This window comes from Paraburkholderia sp. SECH2 (assembly GCF_030464795.1).
Classification (GTDB): domain Bacteria; phylum Pseudomonadota; class Gammaproteobacteria; order Burkholderiales; family Burkholderiaceae; genus Paraburkholderia; species Paraburkholderia aspalathi.
This window is the reverse complement of the sequence record NZ_JALPRH010000036.1, coordinates 54,221-71,222: the sequence shown is the minus strand read 5'-3', so window position 1 is coordinate 71,222 and position 17,002 is coordinate 54,221. Positions and strand designations below refer to the sequence as shown.

General features: G+C 62.3%; 14 protein-coding genes. 11 read left to right on the top strand and 3 right to left on the bottom strand.

Annotation, left to right across the window (positions count from 1 at the left end; genetic code table 11):
• Nucleotides 1-106: 106 nt before the first annotated feature.
• The 3 genes from queF to ilvA are packed head-to-tail and all read right to left on the bottom strand — an operon-like array spanning nucleotide 107 to nucleotide 3,377.
• Complete coding sequence (gene queF / locus M0D66_RS34980; protein ID WP_054037665.1) at nucleotides 107-931, bottom strand: NADPH-dependent 7-cyano-7-deazaguanine reductase QueF; 825 nt, start codon at nucleotides 929-931, stop codon at nucleotides 107-109.
• Nucleotides 928-1,830 (bottom strand): 5'-nucleotidase, encoded by a 903-nt coding sequence (locus M0D66_RS34975; protein ID WP_093647935.1) that lies wholly within the window; start codon nucleotides 1,828-1,830, stop codon nucleotides 928-930. The genes queF and M0D66_RS34975 overlap by 4 nt, the downstream gene beginning before the upstream one ends.
• A 23-nt stretch (nucleotides 1,831-1,853) precedes the next feature.
• On the bottom strand, nucleotides 1,854-3,377 hold the full coding sequence (gene ilvA, locus M0D66_RS34970; protein WP_266212659.1) for a threonine ammonia-lyase, biosynthetic: 1,524 nt from the start codon (nucleotides 3,375-3,377) through the stop codon (nucleotides 1,854-1,856).
• Nucleotides 3,378-3,892: 515 nt separating this feature from the next.
• Between ilvA and M0D66_RS34965 the strand changes: the two genes are divergently transcribed.
• The 11 genes from M0D66_RS34965 (at nucleotide 3,893) to aspS (ending at nucleotide 16,955) form a co-directional block, all read left to right on the top strand.
• Complete coding sequence (locus M0D66_RS34965; protein ID WP_093646462.1) at nucleotides 3,893-7,987, top strand: DUF3683 domain-containing protein; 4,095 nt, start codon at nucleotides 3,893-3,895, stop codon at nucleotides 7,985-7,987.
• Between the two features lie 34 nt (nucleotides 7,988-8,021).
• Nucleotides 8,022-8,450, top strand: a complete 429-nt coding sequence (locus M0D66_RS34960) for an HIT family protein (protein WP_093646464.1) — start codon at nucleotides 8,022-8,024, stop codon at nucleotides 8,448-8,450.
• A 59-nt stretch (nucleotides 8,451-8,509) separates the two neighbouring features.
• Entirely contained in the window at nucleotides 8,510-8,923 is a 414-nt protein-coding gene (locus M0D66_RS34955; protein WP_054037674.1) for a gamma-butyrobetaine hydroxylase-like domain-containing protein, read from the top strand.
• Nucleotides 8,924-8,990: 67 nt separating this feature from the next.
• Entirely contained in the window at nucleotides 8,991-9,722 is a 732-nt protein-coding gene (gene ubiE / locus M0D66_RS34950) for a bifunctional demethylmenaquinone methyltransferase/2-methoxy-6-polyprenyl-1,4-benzoquinol methylase UbiE (protein ID WP_093646467.1), read from the top strand.
• 38 nt (nucleotides 9,723-9,760) lie between these two features.
• Nucleotides 9,761-10,753 (top strand): Tim44 domain-containing protein, encoded by a 993-nt coding sequence (locus M0D66_RS34945; RefSeq protein WP_211702913.1) that lies wholly within the window; start codon nucleotides 9,761-9,763, stop codon nucleotides 10,751-10,753.
• A gap of 131 nt (nucleotides 10,754-10,884) precedes the next feature.
• Nucleotides 10,885-11,529: an SCP2 domain-containing protein gene (locus M0D66_RS34940; protein ID WP_093646471.1), complete on the top strand. Its 645-nt coding sequence runs from the start codon at nucleotides 10,885-10,887 to the stop codon at nucleotides 11,527-11,529.
• 15 nt (nucleotides 11,530-11,544) lie between these two features.
• Nucleotides 11,545-13,122: a ubiquinone biosynthesis regulatory protein kinase UbiB gene (gene ubiB, locus M0D66_RS34935; protein WP_211702914.1), complete on the top strand. Its 1,578-nt coding sequence runs from the start codon at nucleotides 11,545-11,547 to the stop codon at nucleotides 13,120-13,122.
• 34 nt (nucleotides 13,123-13,156) lie between these two features.
• Nucleotides 13,157-13,780: a methyltransferase domain-containing protein gene (locus M0D66_RS34930; RefSeq protein ID WP_093646473.1), complete on the top strand. Its 624-nt coding sequence runs from the start codon at nucleotides 13,157-13,159 to the stop codon at nucleotides 13,778-13,780.
• Nucleotides 13,781-13,958: 178 nt separating this feature from the next.
• Nucleotides 13,959-14,363, top strand: a complete 405-nt coding sequence (locus M0D66_RS34925) for an FmdB family zinc ribbon protein (RefSeq protein ID WP_093646475.1) — start codon at nucleotides 13,959-13,961, stop codon at nucleotides 14,361-14,363.
• A gap of 75 nt (nucleotides 14,364-14,438) precedes the next feature.
• The gene (locus M0D66_RS34920; RefSeq protein ID WP_093646478.1) at nucleotides 14,439-15,092 is read left to right on the top strand and encodes a DUF502 domain-containing protein; all 654 of its coding nucleotides are present in this window, start codon (nucleotides 14,439-14,441) and stop codon (nucleotides 15,090-15,092) included.
• A 63-nt stretch (nucleotides 15,093-15,155) separates the two neighbouring features.
• Complete coding sequence (aspS, locus tag M0D66_RS34915; protein WP_093646480.1) at nucleotides 15,156-16,955, top strand: aspartate--tRNA ligase; 1,800 nt, start codon at nucleotides 15,156-15,158, stop codon at nucleotides 16,953-16,955.
• Nucleotides 16,956-17,002: the final 47 nt, after the last annotated feature.

The following is a 17,002-nucleotide window of genomic DNA, read 5'->3' as shown; positions in this document are numbered from 1 at the left end:
CCGCCCCGCACAGGGGCAACACGAATAGACCACTAACAATTCAAGGAAAGGCCAACACCCTAAGAACACGAACAAAAAGCGCCGCGCAGGCAAAACCGCCACATATTTATTGCCGCGCCAACCGCAAATTATCCGGCATAGGCAAATTAAAATTCGTCCGGAACGGATTAATATCCAGCCCCCCGCGGCGGGTATACCGCGCGTAAACAGCTAGCTTCACCGGCCGGCAGGCCTTAAGCACATCGATAAAAATCCTCTCGACGCACTGCTCATGAAACCCAGTGTGATTCCGATAGGAAATGATGTACCTCAGCAAGCCCGCATGATCGATCTGCGGCCCAACATAGTGAATCTGCACACTGCCCCAATCAGGCTGCCCCGTCACAGGACAATTCGACTTGAGCAAGTTGGAAACCAAAGTCTCCTCAACAGGCGACTCGTCAAACGCAGCCTTCAACAACGAAGCATCAGGATGATAAACATCGGTATCGAGATCGAGCCGATCCAGCGACAAGCCGTCAAACTCTTCCATCTGCAGTTTGCCGAACTCATACGGCGCCGCCAGATGAACCGACACCGTCGCTCCGCATGAAGCGGAAACATCCCGCTTGATCGTGTCGCGCACAACTTCCATCGACTCGAAAGCCGTCTGCGCAAACGACCCCAGATAAAGCTTGAACGACTTCGACTCGACAATATTCGGCGAATCAGCCGGCACAAAGAAAGTCGCCACCGCAATCTGCGGCTTGCCGCGCGCGTTCAGCCAGGAAAGCTCGTAAGCATTCCAGATGTCCGTGCCGAAAAACGGCAACTGCGCGCCAATCCCAATCGCCTCGCGCGCATTCTTCCGGGCAATCGGAAAGAGCAGCGAAGCGTCATATTGTTCGGTGTAAGTGGAAGCCTTACCCAGCGGTGACTGTTCAGGTGTCATGATGCGTTCACGATGCCACTCAGCACGTGCCCCGTCGCCGTCACGACGCGGGCCGATTCGCAATGGCCAATTTGGTCGTCGAAGAAAAAGTCCGGCTCGAACTCGCGCAAAAACGCGCTCTTGTCGAGGCCGCCGAGGAACATCGCTTCGTCGATTTCGATGTTCCACGCCATCAATGTGCGGATCGCGCGCTCATGCGCCGGGGCCGAGCGCGCCGTTACCAATGCCGTACGAATATGCATCGGTGCGGCTTCGTCCGCGAGTTTCTGCAGGCGGTGCAGCGCTTCGAGCAACGGCTTCAAAGGCCCATCCGCAAGCGGCAAATCCTTGTTGTGAATCTCATGGCCGACGAACGCGCGCAAGCCATCTTTCTGAAAGATACGCTCGGCTTCGTCGGAAAACAGCACGGCGTCGCCGTCGAAAGCAATCCGGATTTCGTCCGGGTACTTGCTCGCCATTTTCGCCGATTCGGGCAAGACGCGCGCGGCCGGAAATCCGGCAGCCAATGCGTCGCGCACGTCGTCCTGATTCGCGGACAAAAACAGCGAGGCGTTCAGCGGCTTCAGATAACCGAATGGCGCGCGCCCACGTGTGAACACGCCGCGCTCGATCGCCAGCCCGTACTCCCTGCACGAATGAAATGCGCGCAGTCCACTGATCGGATCGCTGCGCGACAGGATCACCACTTCGACCCGATGGCCGCCGGCATTCAAGGCCAGCAGCTTGCGGATCAGCGGAAACGCGACGCCCGGTTTGGCGGGCACAGCCAGCCGCTCGCGCTGCAACGCTTCATACGCCTGCAGGTCGCCTTTCTCGTAAACGCAGTTCTCTTCCTCGAAGTCGAACAGCGCGCGCGACGAGATTGCCACCACCAGTTTGTCGACAAGCGAAAGAGCCATCTGCGCGTTTTAGTCCAATAAGGTCAAGCGAGAAATAATCGGTACACGGGATTCTGCGTCTCTTCCCAGCACGGGTAACCAAGCGTCGTGATAAAGCGGTCGAACTCGCTATTCTCGCTTTCCGGCACCTGAATGCCGACCAGAATCGAACTGTAGTCCGCACCCTGGTTGCGATAGTGGAACAGGCTGATATTCCAGTTCGGCGCCATCGACGACAGAAACTTCATCAACGCGCCCGGACGCTCCGGAAACTCGAAACGGAACAGACGTTCGTCATGCGCCAGCGGCGAGCGGCCGCCGACCATATAGCGGATGTGCTGCTTCGACAGTTCATCGAAAGTCAGATCGACGGTGGCAAAACCATGCGCTTCAAATGCACCCGCGATCTGCGCCGATTCGCTGCGATTGCGGATCTGCACGCCGACGAAGATATGGGCCGAATTCGCGTCCGCAATCCGGTAGTTGAACTCGGTGACGCTGCGCGTGCCCACCAGTTCGCAGAAGCGGCGGAAACTGCCGCGCTCTTCCGGGATCGTCACGGCGAACACCGCTTCACGTGCTTCACCCACCTCAGCACGCTCGGCCACGAAACGCATGCGGTCGAAGTTCATGTTCGCGCCGGACGTGATTGCAATCAGCGTCTGGTCCTCGATGCCTTCTCGCTCGGCGTACTGCTTGGCGCCTGCTACTGCCAGTGCGCCGGCCGGTTCCAGCACGCTGCGGGTGTCCTGGAACACGTCCTTGATCGCGGCGCATAGCGCATCGGTGTTCACGAGCAGCACGTCGTCGAGATATTCGCGGCACAGGCGGAAGGTTTCTTCACCCACGAGTTTCACTGCGGTGCCGTCCGAGAACAGCCCGACTTCGTTCAATGTGACCCGTTCGCCTGCTTGTAAAGAAGCGGCCATCGCGCACGAGTCGTCAGTCTGCACGCCGATCACCTTGATCTCCGGGCGCACCGATTTCACGTACGCGGCCACGCCCGCGGCGAGTCCTCCACCGCCGATCGGCACGAAGATCGCGTGGATCGGGCCCTGATGCTGGCTGAGAATCTCCATCGCGACCGTGCCCTGGCCGGCGATCACGTACGGATCGTCGAACGGGTGGACGAACGTCAGGCCGCGTTCTTCCTGCAGCTTCACCGCGTGCCCGTACGCATCGCTATAGGACTCGCCGAACTGCACGACTTCGACCGTCGCGCCGCCATGCGCGCGTACCGCATCGACTTTCACCTGCGGGGTCGTGACGGGCACCACGATGATCGCCTTCACTCCCATCCGGGCCGCCGACAACGCCACACCCTGCGCGTGATTGCCCGCCGACGCGGTAATGACACCCCTTTCAAGCGCGTCCGCCGGAATATGCGCCATCTTGTTGTACGCGCCGCGCACCTTGAACGAGAACACCGGCTGGTTGTCCTCACGCTTCAGATAAACCGGATTGCGCAGCCGTGCCGACAGATTCGGCGCGCGTTCGAGTTCGGTCTCGCGGGCCACGTCGTAGACGCGCGCGGTCAGGGTTTTCTTCAGGTAGTCGTGGGAAGCCATGCGGGTGGCGCGGTGCGCTTTGCGAGACGGGAAAGGGTCAATGATAGCGCCAACGGTGTGCACGCTGGCCCTCTGTGAACCTTGGGCGTATCCCGGCGCGCCGCCGGTAAAGCCCAACCCGACCGTCCGGTCGGAGAATCGTTCGTATGTGCTTACGAGCGCCGTTCAGGACAAAAACGCCAAAAGTCCTGCCGCAACCCTGATTTCAGGCGTCAACGCGTGGCGGGATCATGGGGTAGAATTCCATTTTGGAATAAGGATCGGAAGATGCACTGGCAGCCTCAGATCGCCCACTTGATGCCCGTCCCGCGTGAGTCTTGCCCCGCGGCGGAGCGTCACGTCCGCCACGCGCGATCGTGTAGCTGTCTCTGAGCGCCGTGAAGCGACTGATGTGGGTAGGCCGTCGGTTGCGCTTCGCTCCCCTAGAAGATTTCCAGCATTGCGCCCCACGCGCACCGTCCGCCGACGCCTCACAGAGATGAGCGCGCCCGGTTGACCCACCGAGTCGTCCGAACATGAACGCACCTCAAGTTTTCGATCCGCACGGGGCCGCCACTGCGGTGGCCGCCGATCCCGAAGCGCGTCTGCGCGAAATTCCCTATAACTACACGTCGTTTTCCGACCGCGAAATCGTTATCCGTCTGCTCGGCGACGAAGCCTGGGCGGCCTTGGCCGAACTGCGCGCGGAACGCCGCACTGGCCGCTCGGCACGGATGCTGTACGAAGTGCTCGGCGACATCTGGGTCGTACGCCGCAATCCTTACCTGCAAGACGACCTGCTCGACAATCCGAAGCGCCGCGCGCTGCTGATCGAGGCGCTGCATCACCGTCTGAGCGAGATCGAGAAGCGCCGTCGCGCCGATCTGGTCGAGCACGGCGATGAAGCGGGCGTCGATCGGGCCGCTCGCGTCGAAACGCTGGTGGCGGCTGCTCGCCGTGCCGTCGACGATTTCGAGAGCGAATTCCAGAAGACCTTCGATCTGCGCCGTCGCGCGAACAAGGTGCTGGGCAAGGTCACGGAAAAAGACAACATCAAGTTCGACGGCTTGTCCCGCGTCTCGCATGTGACGGATGCGACCGACTGGCGCGTCGAGTACCCGTTCGTCGTGCTCACGCCGGATACCGAGGCCGAGATCGCCGGCATGATCAAGGCGTGTTTCGAGCTCGGTCTGACCGTGATTCCGCGCGGAGGCGGCACGGGCTACACGGGCGGCGCGGTGCCGCTCACGCCGTTTTCGGCCGTCATCAACACTGAAAAGCTCGAACAACTGGGCGCGGTCGAGATGACCGAACTGCCGGGCGTCGAGCGTAAGGTGGCGACGATTTTCTCCGGCGCGGGCGTGGTCACACGCCGCGTGACCGAAGCGGCCGAGCAGGCCGGCTTCGTGTTCGCGGTCGATCCGACCTCGCTGGATGCATCCTGCGTCGGCGGCAACGTCGCGATGAACGCGGGCGGCAAGAAGGCGGTGTTGTGGGGCACGGCGCTCGACAACCTCGCCTGGTGGCGCATGGTCGACCCGGAAGGGAACTGGCTCGAAGTTACGCGTCTAGACCACAACCTCGGCAAGATCCACGACATCGAAGTCGCGCGTTTCGAGCTGAAGTGGTTCGACGGCAGCCACGCGCCTGGCGAAAAGCTGCTGCGCACGGAATCGCTCAACATCAAGGGCCGCGTATTCCGTAAGGAAGGTCTCGGCAAGGACGTGACCGACAAATTCCTGGCCGGTCTGCCAGGCGTGCAGAAAGAAGGCTGCGACGGCCTGATCACGTCCGCGCGCTGGGTGCTGCACAAGATGCCGGCGCATACGCGCACGGTCTGCCTCGAGTTCTTCGGTCAGGCCCGTGAAGCGATTCCGAGCATCGTCGAGATCAAGGACTATCTGTTTGAAACGTCGAAGCAGGGCGGCGCGATTCTCGCCGGCCTCGAGCATCTGGACGAACGCTATCTGCGCGCGGTCGGCTATGCGACCAAGAGCAAGCGCAACGCGTTTCCGAAGATGGTGCTGATCGGCGACATCGTCGGCGACGATGCGGACGCGGTGGCGCAAGCGACCTCGGAAGTCGTGCGCATGGCCAACGGCAAGAGCGGCGAAGGTTTCGTCGCCGTCAACGCCGAAGCGCGCAAGCGTTTCTGGCTCGACCGCAGCCGCACCGCCGCGATTGCCAAGCACACCAACGCGTTCAAGATCAACGAAGACGTGGTGATCCCGCTCAACCGGATGGGCGAGTACACCGACGGCATCGAACGCATCAATATCGAGCTGTCGATCAAGAACAAGCTGCAACTGGTTGACGCGCTCGAAACGTTCTTCAAGGGCGGCAAGCTGCCGCTCGGCAAGAGCGACGACGCCAACGAAATCCCGAGCGCGGAGTTGCTCGAAGATCGCGTGCAACAGGCGCTCGACGTTCTGAAGAAGGTGCGTACGCGCTGGGAATTCCTGCGCGACAAGCTCGATCTGTCCGTGCGTGAGGCGCAGCACTATCTGGTCGGCCTCGGCTACGAAGGGCTGGCGGAGAAGTTTGCCGATCGCGCCGACGCGCAGCCGGATGCGACCGTGTTCCATATCACGCAAGACCGTACGGTGCGCGTGTCGTGGAAGGCGGAGATCCGGGCTGAATTGCGTCAGATCTTCAACGGCGGCGAGTTCAAACCGATCCTCGAAGAAGCGCAGGCGATCCACAAGAAGGTGCTGCGTGGCCGCGTGTTCGTCGCGCTGCACATGCACGCGGGCGACGGCAACGTCCACACGAACCTGCCGGTCAACTCCGACAACTACGAGATGCTGCAGGACGCCCACACGGCCGTCGCGCGCATCATGAAGCTGGCGCGTTCGCTCGACGGCGTGATTTCCGGCGAGCACGGCATCGGCATTACCAAGCTCGAATTCCTGACCGAGGAAGAGATCGGCGAATTCCGCGCGTACAAGCAGCGCGTCGATCCGCATGGCCGCTTCAACGCGGGCAAGCTGCTCGAAGGCGCCGACCTGCGCAACGCCTACACGCCGAGCTTCGGCCTGATGGGCTATGAATCGCTGATCATGCAGCAGTCCGACATCGGCGCGATTTCCGAGTCGATCAAGGACTGCTTGCGCTGCGGCAAGTGCAAGCCGGTGTGCGCGACTCACGTGCCGCGCGCGAACCTGCTGTACAGCCCGCGCAACAAGATTCTTGCGACCTCCTTGCTGGTCGAGGCATTCCTGTACGAAGAGCAGACTCGCCGCGGCGTGTCGATCAAGCACTGGGACGAGTTCAACGACGTCGCCGATCACTGCACCGTCTGTCACAAATGCGTGACGCCGTGTCCGGTGAAGATCGACTTCGGCGATGTGACGATGAACATGCGCAACCTGCTGCGCAAGATGGGCAAGAAGAAGTTCAATCCGGGCAACGCGGCCGGCATGTTCTTCCTGAACGCCACGAATCCGCAGACCATCAACCTCGCGCGCACCGCGATGATGGGCATCGGTTACAAGGCGCAGCGCCTCGGCAACGACGTGCTGAAGAAGTTCGCGAAGAAGCAGACGGCGCACCCGCCGGCAACCGTCGGCAAGCCGAAGGTCACGCAGCAGGTGATCCACTTCATGAACAAGAAGATGCCGGGCAACCTGCCGAAGAAAACCGCGCGCGCGCTGCTCGATATCGAGGACAACAAGATTGTCCCGATCATCCGCAATCCGAAGACGACCACGGCCGATACGGAAGCGGTGTTCTACTTCCCGGGTTGCGGCTCCGAGCGGCTGTTCTCGCAAGTGGGTCTGGCGACGCAAGCGATGCTGTGGGAAGCGGGCGTGCAAACCGTGCTGCCGCCGGGCTATCTCTGCTGCGGCTACCCGCAGCGCGGCTCGGGTCAGTTCGACAAGGCCGAGCAGATCGTCACGGATAACCGCGTGCTGTTCCACCGCGTCGCGAATACGCTGAACTATCTCGACATCAAGACGGTGGTGGTGTCGTGCGGCACGTGTTACGACCAGCTCGCCGGCTACGAATTCGAGAAGATCTTCCCGGGCTGCCGGATCATCGACATTCACGAGTTCCTGCTCGAGAAGGGCATCAAGCTCGAAGGCGTGAACGGCGTGCGCTACATGTATCACGACCCGTGCCACTCCCCGATCAAGACGATGGACCCGGTCAAGCTCGTCAATCAGCTGATGGGATCGGAGAAGGACGGCTACAAGATCGAGAAGAACGATCGCTGCTGTGGCGAATCCGGCACACTCGCGGTGACGCGCCCGGACATTTCGACGCAAGTCCGTTTCCGCAAGGAAGAGGAAATGCGCAAGGGCGCCGCGAAGCTGCGTGGCATTCCTCTCGTAGCCGAGGCGGGTGCGAATGGGATCAATGCGGCCAATGCATCGGCCGGCGCGGCGGGTGCGCCGGATGGCTCCGTGCTCAAGGCGGGCGACGGGCCGCAACCGAACGGCGCCACTGAGGTGAAGATCCTCACGAGCTGCCCGTCCTGCCTGCAAGGCCTGTCGCGCTATAACGAGGACGCGGGCACCGAGGCGGACTACATCGTCGTCGAAATGGCGCGTCACGTGCTGGGCGAAGACTGGATGGCGGATTACGTCCAGCGGGCGAACAATGGCGGAATCGAGCGCGTGCTGGTTTAATGGCACGACTGACGATTTTTGCCTGAGGACGACGATGGAATGCGTTTTTTGCCGTGAAGATGGCGGCGATGTGCTGTGGCAGGACGACACCCTGCGTGTCGTCCTCGCCGACGAACACGACTACCCGGGCTTTTGCCGGGTGATCTGGAACAAGCATGTCGCTGAGTTTTCCGATCTCGCCGAGACCGACCGCGATCGCGTGATGCAGGCCGTGTATGCGGTCGAGCGTGCGATCCGGCGCATTCTCCAGCCGGTGAAGGTCAACCTGGCGAGCCTCGGCAACCAGGTGCCGCATGTGCATTGGCATGTGATTCCGCGTTTTTCGAACGACGCTCATTTTCCGCTGCCGATCTGGGCGCCGCGCCAACGCACGGTGTCCGAAGCCATGCTGTCGTCGCGCCGCGCGCAAGCTACCCTGCTGCGCGAAGCCGTGCGGCAAGAAATCGAACAGGCGTTTGGCTGAACGCTCCAAACCTGGCGTTCAGCGCCAGAGGCGGCCCGGCGCTTTCTAATGAGGTCAATATGAGTGGCTTGACTCGCGATACCCCGGTGCCGACCGGCGTGGTCGTGCATTCCAAATCGCGCGTACTCGAATTGCAGTACGCAAATGGCGAAACGTATCGCCTGCCGTTCGAACTGCTGCGCGTGTACTCGCCGTCGGCAGAAGTGATGGGCCACGGGCCCGGCCAGGAAACTTTGCAAACCGGTAAGCGCGACGTCACGATCACCATGATCGAAGGCGTCGGCAACTATGCGCTGCAGCCGACTTTCTCCGACGGACACGCCACCGGCATCTATTCCTGGGACCTGCTGCACGACATGGCTGTCCGTCAGGATGAACTCTGGCGCGACTATCTCGCCAAACTGGCAGCGGCCGGCGTCGACCGCGACGCCCCAATGGCGCCAGCCGGTGCTGCGCACGGGCACTGTCACTGATACGATTCGCCCTGGTCGCCGCACTGATGCGGCGCAACATTTCAGAATACGCGAAAGGACGAGCGCGATGAGCAAAACCCACTTCGGCTTTCAATCGGTCGACGAACAGGAAAAAGCGCAGAAGGTGGCGGGCGTGTTCCACTCGGTCGCCTCCAACTACGACTTGATGAACGACCTGATGTCGGGCGGGTTGCACCGGGCGTGGAAGATGTTCACGATCGCCCAGGCCAACGTCCGGCCGGGCTTCAAGGTGCTCGATATCGCGGGCGGCACGGGCGATCTCTCAAAGGCGTTCGCCAAACAGGCGGGCGACACCGGTGAAGTCTGGCACACCGACATCAACGAATCGATGCTGCGCGTGGGCCGCGACCGCCTGCTGGATAAGGGCGTCATCACTCCGGCGCTGCTCTGCGACGCCGAAAAGATTCCTTTTCCGGACAATTACTTCGATGTAGTGACCGTGGCATTCGGCTTGCGCAACATGACGCACAAGGATGTGGCGCTCGCCGAGATGCGACGGGTGTTGAAGCCGGCAGGCCGTCTGCTGGTGCTGGAGTTCTCGAAGGTGTGGGATCCGCTTAAAAAGGTCTACGACGTCTATTCGTTCAAGGTCTTGCCGTGGCTCGGCGACCGGTTTGCGAAGGACGCCGAGAGCTACCGCTACCTGGCGGAATCGATCCGGATGCACCCGGATCAGGAAACTTTAAAAACAATGATGGAACAAGCGGGCCTGGACGGCGTCAAATATTACAATTTGTCAGCTGGCGTGGTAGCTTTACATGTGGGGACCAAATACTAGGGTTCCTAACCCATCGATTTTTAAAGGAAAGTACGAAAATGTCCGATTCAGGTGTGTTATCTCCCCGTAAGGTTACGAGGTCATTGGTGAGAAGAATCGGACTGATCGCGATGGTCGGTCTGATCATGGCCGGCTCTCTCGCCTCGCTCGATGCGGAAGCCCGCCGCATGGGCGGCGGCCGTAGCATTGGCCGTCAGTCGAACACGGTTCAGCAACAGTCCGCTCCGTCACAACCTTCCCAAAGCAATCAGGCCATGCAGCAGCGCGCGCAGCCGGCACCGGCGCCCGCGCCGACTCCCGCCGCAGCGCCTAACCGCTCGCGCTGGCTCGGGCCGATCGCCGGTCTTGCTGCCGGTCTCGGTATCGCCGCGCTGTTGTCGCACTTCGGTCTGGGCGGCGCGTTCGCCGGCGCCATGGCCAACATCATCGTGATCGCGCTCATCGCGATGATCGGCATCTGGCTGATCCGCCGCTTCATGGGTCGTAAGCGCAATACGTCGCAACCGGCGTACGCGGGCGGCGCACCGTCGCTGAATGCGGGCGGCACCGGCTATACCCAGGAGCCGCGTTACTCCGCTCCGCCCACCGGCTCGTACCTCGAACCGCAAGGCAACCCGCTGACCACGCCGTCCATCAACGCTGCCCCGGCCGTGCCGGCCGGCTTCGATTCGGAAGCCTTCCTGCGCAACGCGAAGGTGTACTTCGTGCGCCTGCAAGCCGCGTGGGACGTCGGCAACACGGAAGACATCCGCGAATTCACCACGCCGGAAATGTTCGCGGAAGTGAAGGTGGATCTGAACTCGCGCGGTGCCGAGTCCAATCAGACGGACGTGGTGCAACTGAATGCGGAGCTGCTGGGCGTCGAAGAACGTGCGTCCGAATACTTCGCCAGCGTGCGCTTCTCCGGTTTGATCCGCGAATCGGCGGGTGCGGCGGCTGAACCGTTCGTCGAAGTCTGGAACCTGACGAAGGCGAACCGCCCCGGCGAAGGCTGGCTGCTGGCCGGCATTCAGCAGGTGGCACAGCACTGAGCCAGCGCTGCTTGCCCTGACTTTGCGCAAAGCATTGGCCGTTCGGCATAGCAAGCCGCGAAGCGAACGGACGTTACAATAGGAACCCGCGCGGGCACCTCGCCCGCGCGGGTTTTTTCTTGCCACTTTCAATGACCCTCGCCGCCAAGCCCTTCGCTGCTGCTGTCAATCATCTGCTCGCCCGCGAATCGTGGGCTCGAGAGCGCCTCGCCCCTTACGCGGGCAAGACCGCCAGACTGTCCTGTCCGCCAGTCGTGCTGATGCTGCTGGTGCAACCCGACGGCTACCTCGGCGCGCTCGGCGAAACCGATGCGCAACAATTCGATGTGACCATCTCGGTGCCGTCCGACGCGTTCCCGGCCTTCATGCAAGGCGGCCAGGCCGCCGTGATGAAGCACGTGAAGATCGAAGGCGACGCCGAGTTTGCGACCGTGATCGCCAAGCTCGCCGAGCATCTGCGCTGGGAGCCCGAAGAAGATCTGGCGAAGCTGATCGGCGACGGTCCGGCATGGCGGGTGGCTTCGGTTGTGCGCACGGTCGGTGAACACGCGCGGCGTACCGGGCGCAACCTGCTCGACACCGCCGCCGAATATTTGCTCGACGAAAACCCGCAACTGGTGCGCCGCGCCGCGCTGGAAGACTTCAACGTCGAACTGGCCCGCGCCCGCGACGCTTTGGCGCGCGTGGAGAAGCGCATCGAGCGTCTTGAACAGAAGGTCGAAGCCCGCGGCGCAGATGCGCCGGGCGGCGCCGCCACGTCGCGCGGCACGCGCTAGTCATCGGGCACAACTATGCGTTTTCTGCGTTTCCTCAAGATTTTCTTTACGGTCATCCGCTTCGGTCTCGATGAGATGATGCTCAGCCGCGTCAATGACCGGCGTGTGCGTCTGCTGCTGCGTATCACCACCATCGGCCGCAAGTTCGACGCGCCTCCGGGTGTGCGTTTGCGGCTAGCGCTCGAAAGCCTCGGGCCGATCTTCGTCAAGTTCGGCCAGGTGCTGTCCACGCGGCGCGATCTGCTGCCGGTCGATATCGCCAATGAACTGGCCAAGCTGCAGGATCAGGTGCCTCCGTTCGATTCGGCGGTGGCGATCGGGCTGGTCGAGAAGTCGCTCGGCGCACCGGTCGACGTGCTGTTCGACGATTTCGAGCGGGTGCCGGTGGCGAGCGCGTCGATCGCGCAGGTTCACTTTGCGAAGGTGAAAGCAGGGCAGCACGCGGGCAAGGCGGTCGCCGTGAAGGTGCTGCGGCCGAACATGCTGCCGGTGATCGACTCCGACCTGGCCTTGCTGCGCGACATCGCTGTCTGGGCCGAGCGTCTGTGGGCCGACGGCAAGCGCCTCAAGCCGCGCGAGGTGGTCGCCGAATTCGACAAGTATCTGCACGACGAACTCGATCTGATGCGCGAAGCGGCGAACGGCAGCCAACTGCGCCGCAACTTTGCCGGGCTCGATCTGCTGCTGGTGCCGGAGATGTACTGGGAGTTCTGCACGCCCACCGTGCTGGTGATGGAGCGCATGGTCGGCGTGCCGATCAGCCAGGTGGAGACGCTGCGCGCGGCCGGTGTCGATATTCCGAAGCTGGCGCGCGAAGGCGTCGAGATTTTCTTCACCCAGGTGTTCCGCGATGGTTTTTTCCACGCCGACATGCACCCGGGCAACATTCAGGTGAGCCTCGATCCGGCGCACTTCGGCCGCTATATCGCGCTCGACTTCGGCATCATCGGCGCGTTGTCGGACTTCGACAAGAACTACCTCGCGCAGAACTTCCTCGCTTTCTTCAAGCGTGACTATCATCGTGTCGCCACGCTGCATCTGGAGTCCGGCTGGGTGCCGCCTACCACTCGGGTCGAGGAACTGGAAAGCGCAATCCGCGCGGTTTGCGAGCCCTATTTCGACCGTGCGTTGAAGGATATTTCGCTCGGCCAGGTGCTGATGCGCCTGTTCTCGACCTCGCGCCGCTTCAACGTGGAAATCCAGCCGCAACTGGTGCTGCTGCAAAAAACCATGCTGAACGTGGAAGGGCTCGGCCGCTCGCTCGATCCCGAGCTGGACTTGTGGAAGACCGCCAAGCCCTATCTCGAACGCTGGATGAACGAGCAGATCGGTCTGCGCGGCTGGTACGAGCGACTGAAGATCGAAGCGCCGCAGTGGAGCAAGACGCTACCGCAGTTGCCGCGCCTGATCCATCATGCGCTGGCTCAGCGTCACGACCACACGCGCGGCGCGAACGACGACATGATTCGCCAGATCCTCCTCGAGCAGAAGCGCACCAACCGGCTGCTTCAAGGGCTGCTGCTGTTCGGCGTGGCGGTCGGTGTCGGGGCGGTGCTGGCGCGGGCGTTTCTGGCGTTCGCTTACGGCGGGTGATCCCGCCCCGATCCTGATTCCTACGAGGCATCCCATGAGCGACCCGACCCAGCCTTCCGTGCCCGACTTTGCGACCCGCGATCCCAACTCGCCCGAGTTCTGGGACGAGCGCTTCGAACGCCATTTCACGCCGTGGGATCAGGCGGGCGTGCCGTCGGCGTTCCAGTCGTTCGCTAGCCGGCACACCGGCGCGGCCGTACTGATTCCCGGCTGCGGCAGTGCCTACGAGGCGCTCTGGCTGGCTGGGCAGGGCAACCCGGTCCGGGCGATCGATTTCTCGCCGGCCGCCGTAGCGGCAGCGCGCGAGCAGTTGGGCGCGCAGCATGCGCAACTGGTCGAGCAGGCTGACTTCTTCGCTTACGAGCCGCCGTTCACGCCGGCCTGGATTTACGAGCGCGCGTTTCTGTGCGCGCTGCCGTTGGCGCGCCGTGCAGACTACGCGCAACGAATGGCCGCGTTGTTGCCGGAGGGCGCACTGCTGGCGGGTTTCTATTTCATCGGCGCGACGCCGAAAGGGCCGCCGTTCGGTATCGAGCGTGCCGAACTCGATGCGTTGCTCTCGCCGTTCTTCGATCTGATCGAAGATGAAGCCGTGACCGACTCGATTGCCGTCTTTGCCGGCCGCGAGCGCTGGATGACCTGGCGCCGTCGAGGCTGAGCGGGCCGCCGCGTTTGACGATGGAGCAGGCCGCACTTGATTCGATAGTGGCCGCCCCCATTTACGTAGACGGCGGCTGCGCCTGGCTTTTGTCCCGGAAATTCGCGGGTGCCTAGCCATATGCGGCTATAATTCAAGGCTTTGCAAGCGTTTACAAGATTTCAGTAGGGAAAAGTTCATGCCGATCTACGCTTATCGTTGCGAGTCATGCGGCTTCGGGAAGGACGTGCTTCAGAAGATGAGCGACCCCCAGTTGACGCAGTGTCCCGAGTGCGGGAAAGACACCTTTCGCAAGCAGGTGACAGCAGCCGGTTTCCAGTTGAAGGGCTCCGGCTGGTATGTGACCGATTTCCGCGGCGGCAATGGCGGCGCAAGCGCGCCGGCCAAGCCCGACGCGAATGGCGGCTCGAATGCGAATTCGGGCGAAAACGCTGCAGCCGGTAATAACGGCGCGGCGAATTCCGACACGGCTTCGGCCAACGGCACGGCCGCCGCCGCTTCGTCGGGCGCCGCCGCAACGCCTGCCACGCCTGCTGCCGCACCCGCCGCATCGTCGAATTCGAGCGGCTCCGGCAGCGCCTAGTAGCACGGCCGCCCTTATGGGCGGCGCACACGCCGCGCGTCGGGTATCGGCTCGCGCGGCTTTCTGGCGGTACACATGACGACGAAAAAAACGACGCTCAAATCGGTGTTCCTGACCGGCCTGCTGGTGCTGGTGCCTCTGGCTATCACACTGTGGGTGCTCGGCCTGATCATCGGCACGATGGACCAGACGCTATTGTTGCTGCCGACCTCATGGCAGCCGGAGCGCGCGCTCGGCTTCCGTTTGCCGGGCCTCGGCGCGGTGCTGACGCTGGCGTTCATCTTTGTCGTTGGGCTGTTGACGCAAAACTTCATCGGGCAGAAGCTCGTGAAGTGGTGGGAAGTCGTGGTCGCTCACATTCCGGTGGTCGGCCCGCTCTACACCAGCGTCAAGCAGGTGTCGGACACCTTGTTGTCGAGTAGCGGCAATGCGTTTCGCAAGGCGCTCCTGATCGAGTACCCGCGCCGCGGTTCCTATACGATTGCGTTTCTGACCGGCATTCCGGGCGGCGACGTGGTCAATCACCTGAAAGAAGACTACGTCAGCGTGTATGTGCCGACTACGCCGAACCCAACGTCCGGCTTCTTCCTGATGGTGCCCAAGAGCGAAGTGATCGAACTCGACATGACGGTCGACGCTGCGCTCAAGTACATCGTCTCGATGGGCGTCGTGGCGCCGTCCGCGCCGCCGGCGCCGGTGCGCCGCACGACAGTCGAGCCTCCGCTGTAATGCCGGTGCGCAGCGTTTATCGCCGCGCGCCGTCCAACCAATGCATAACGAAAGACAAACATCATGTCGATGAGATCTGAATACTGCGGTCTGGTGACCGAAGAACTGCTGGGCCAACCCGTCTCGCTGTGCGGTTGGGTAAGCCGCCGCCGTGACCATGGCGGCGTTATCTTCATCGACTTGCGCGACCGCGAAGGCCTCGTTCAGGTCGTCTGCGATCCGGATCGCGCGGAAATGTTCAAGACTGCCGAAGGCGTCCGGAACGAGTTCTGCCTGCAGATCAAGGGCGTGGTTCGCGCCCGCCCGGAAGGCACCACGAACGCCTCGCTGAAAAGCGGCAAGATCGAAGTGCTGTGCCACGAGCTGATCGTGCTGAACCCGTCGATCACGCCGCCGTTCCAGCTCGACGACGACAACCTGTCGGAAACCACGCGCCTCACGCATCGCGTGCTCGACCTGCGCCGTCCGCAGATGCAGCACAACCTGCGTCTGCGTTACCGCGTCGCGATCGAAGTGCGCAAGTATCTGGATTCGCTGGGCTTCATCGACATCGAAACGCCGATGCTCACCAAGAGCACGCCGGAAGGCGCGCGCGATTACCTCGTGCCGTCGCGTACCAACCCGGGCCAGTTCTTCGCGCTGCCGCAATCGCCGCAGCTGTTCAAGCAGCTGCTGATGGTCGCTAACTTCGATCGTTACTACCAGATCGTCAAGTGCTTCCGCGACGAAGACCTGCGCGCCGACCGTCAGCCGGAATTCACGCAGATCGACTGTGAAACCTCGTTCCTGTCGGAACAGGAAATTCGCGATCTGTTCGAAGCGATGATCCGTCACGTGTTCAAGGAAACGATCGGCGTCGAACTGGCCGAGAAATTCCCGGTCATGGAGTATTCGGAAGCCATGCGCCGTTTCGGTTCGGACAAGCCGGACCTGCGCGTGAAGCTCGAATTCACCGACCTGACCGACGCGGTTAGGGACGTCGACTTCAAGGTGTTCAGCACGCCGGCCAACACGAAAGACGGCCGCGTCGCGGCGATCCGCGTGCCGAAGGGCGGCGAGCTCTCGCGTGGCGACATCGACAGCTACACGGAATTCGTGCGTATCTACGGCGCGAAGGGTCTGGCGTGGATCAAGGTCAACGAAGTGGCGAAGGGCCGTGACGGTCTGCAAAGCCCGATCGTCAAGAACCTGCACGACGAAGCGGTCAAGGCGATCATCGAGCGCACTGGCGCGCAAGACGGCGACATCATTTTCTTCGCGGCGGATCGCGCGAAGGTGGTGAACGACAGCCTGGGCGCGCTGCGCCTGAAGATCGGCCATTCGGAATTCGGCAAGGCCAATGGCCTCGTCGAATCCGGCTGGAAGCCGCTGTGGGTGATCGACTTCCCGATGTTCGAATACGACGAGGAAGACAACCGCTACGTCGCCGCGCATCACCCGTTCACGAGCCCGAAGGACGAGCACCTCGAGTATCTGGAAACGGATCCGGCGCGCTGCCTCGCCAAGGCCTACGACATGGTGCTGAACGGCTGGGAAATCGGCGGCGGTTCGGTGCGTATCCACCGTGAAGAAGTGCAGAGCAAGGTGTTCCGCGCGCTGAAGATCGGCGCGGAAGAAGCGCAAGCCAAGTTCGGCTTCCTGCTCGACGCGCTGCAATACGGCGCGCCGCCGCACGGCGGTATCGCATTCGGTCTGGACCGCATCATCACGATGATGGCCGGCGCCGATTCGATTCGCGACGTGATCGCGTTCCCGAAGACGCAACGCGCGCAGTGTCTGCTCACGCAGGCGCCGAGCGAAGTGGACGAGCGCCAGTTGCGCGAGTTGCACATCCGTCTGCGTCAGCCGGAACCGAAGGTCTAAGCTGGATCAAACTCACGCTGTCTGAAAACGACAGCGTGAGGTGACGA

What these genes read in the sequence shown, in the direction of transcription:
- queF (WP_054037665.1), bottom strand. Translation starts at nt 931, where the DNA reads ATGACACCTGAACAGTCACCGCTGGGTAAGGCTTCCACTTACACCGAA.
- M0D66_RS34975 (WP_093647935.1), bottom strand. Translation starts at nt 1,830, where the DNA reads ATGGCTCTTTCGCTTGTCGACAAACTGGTGGTGGCAATCTCGTCGCGC.
- ilvA (WP_266212659.1), bottom strand. Translation starts at nt 3,377, where the DNA reads ATGGCTTCCCACGACTACCTGAAGAAAACCCTGACCGCGCGCGTCTAC.
- M0D66_RS34965 (WP_093646462.1), top strand. Translation starts at nt 3,893, where the DNA reads ATGAACGCACCTCAAGTTTTCGATCCGCACGGGGCCGCCACTGCGGTG.
- M0D66_RS34960 (WP_093646464.1), top strand. Translation starts at nt 8,022, where the DNA reads ATGGAATGCGTTTTTTGCCGTGAAGATGGCGGCGATGTGCTGTGGCAG.
- M0D66_RS34955 (WP_054037674.1), top strand. Translation starts at nt 8,510, where the DNA reads ATGAGTGGCTTGACTCGCGATACCCCGGTGCCGACCGGCGTGGTCGTG.
- ubiE (WP_093646467.1), top strand. Translation starts at nt 8,991, where the DNA reads ATGAGCAAAACCCACTTCGGCTTTCAATCGGTCGACGAACAGGAAAAA.
- M0D66_RS34945 (WP_211702913.1), top strand. Translation starts at nt 9,761, where the DNA reads ATGTCCGATTCAGGTGTGTTATCTCCCCGTAAGGTTACGAGGTCATTG.
- M0D66_RS34940 (WP_093646471.1), top strand. Translation starts at nt 10,885, where the DNA reads ATGACCCTCGCCGCCAAGCCCTTCGCTGCTGCTGTCAATCATCTGCTC.
- ubiB (WP_211702914.1), top strand. Translation starts at nt 11,545, where the DNA reads ATGCGTTTTCTGCGTTTCCTCAAGATTTTCTTTACGGTCATCCGCTTC.
- M0D66_RS34930 (WP_093646473.1), top strand. Translation starts at nt 13,157, where the DNA reads ATGAGCGACCCGACCCAGCCTTCCGTGCCCGACTTTGCGACCCGCGAT.
- M0D66_RS34925 (WP_093646475.1), top strand. Translation starts at nt 13,959, where the DNA reads ATGCCGATCTACGCTTATCGTTGCGAGTCATGCGGCTTCGGGAAGGAC.
- M0D66_RS34920 (WP_093646478.1), top strand. Translation starts at nt 14,439, where the DNA reads ATGACGACGAAAAAAACGACGCTCAAATCGGTGTTCCTGACCGGCCTG.
- aspS (WP_093646480.1), top strand. Translation starts at nt 15,156, where the DNA reads ATGTCGATGAGATCTGAATACTGCGGTCTGGTGACCGAAGAACTGCTG.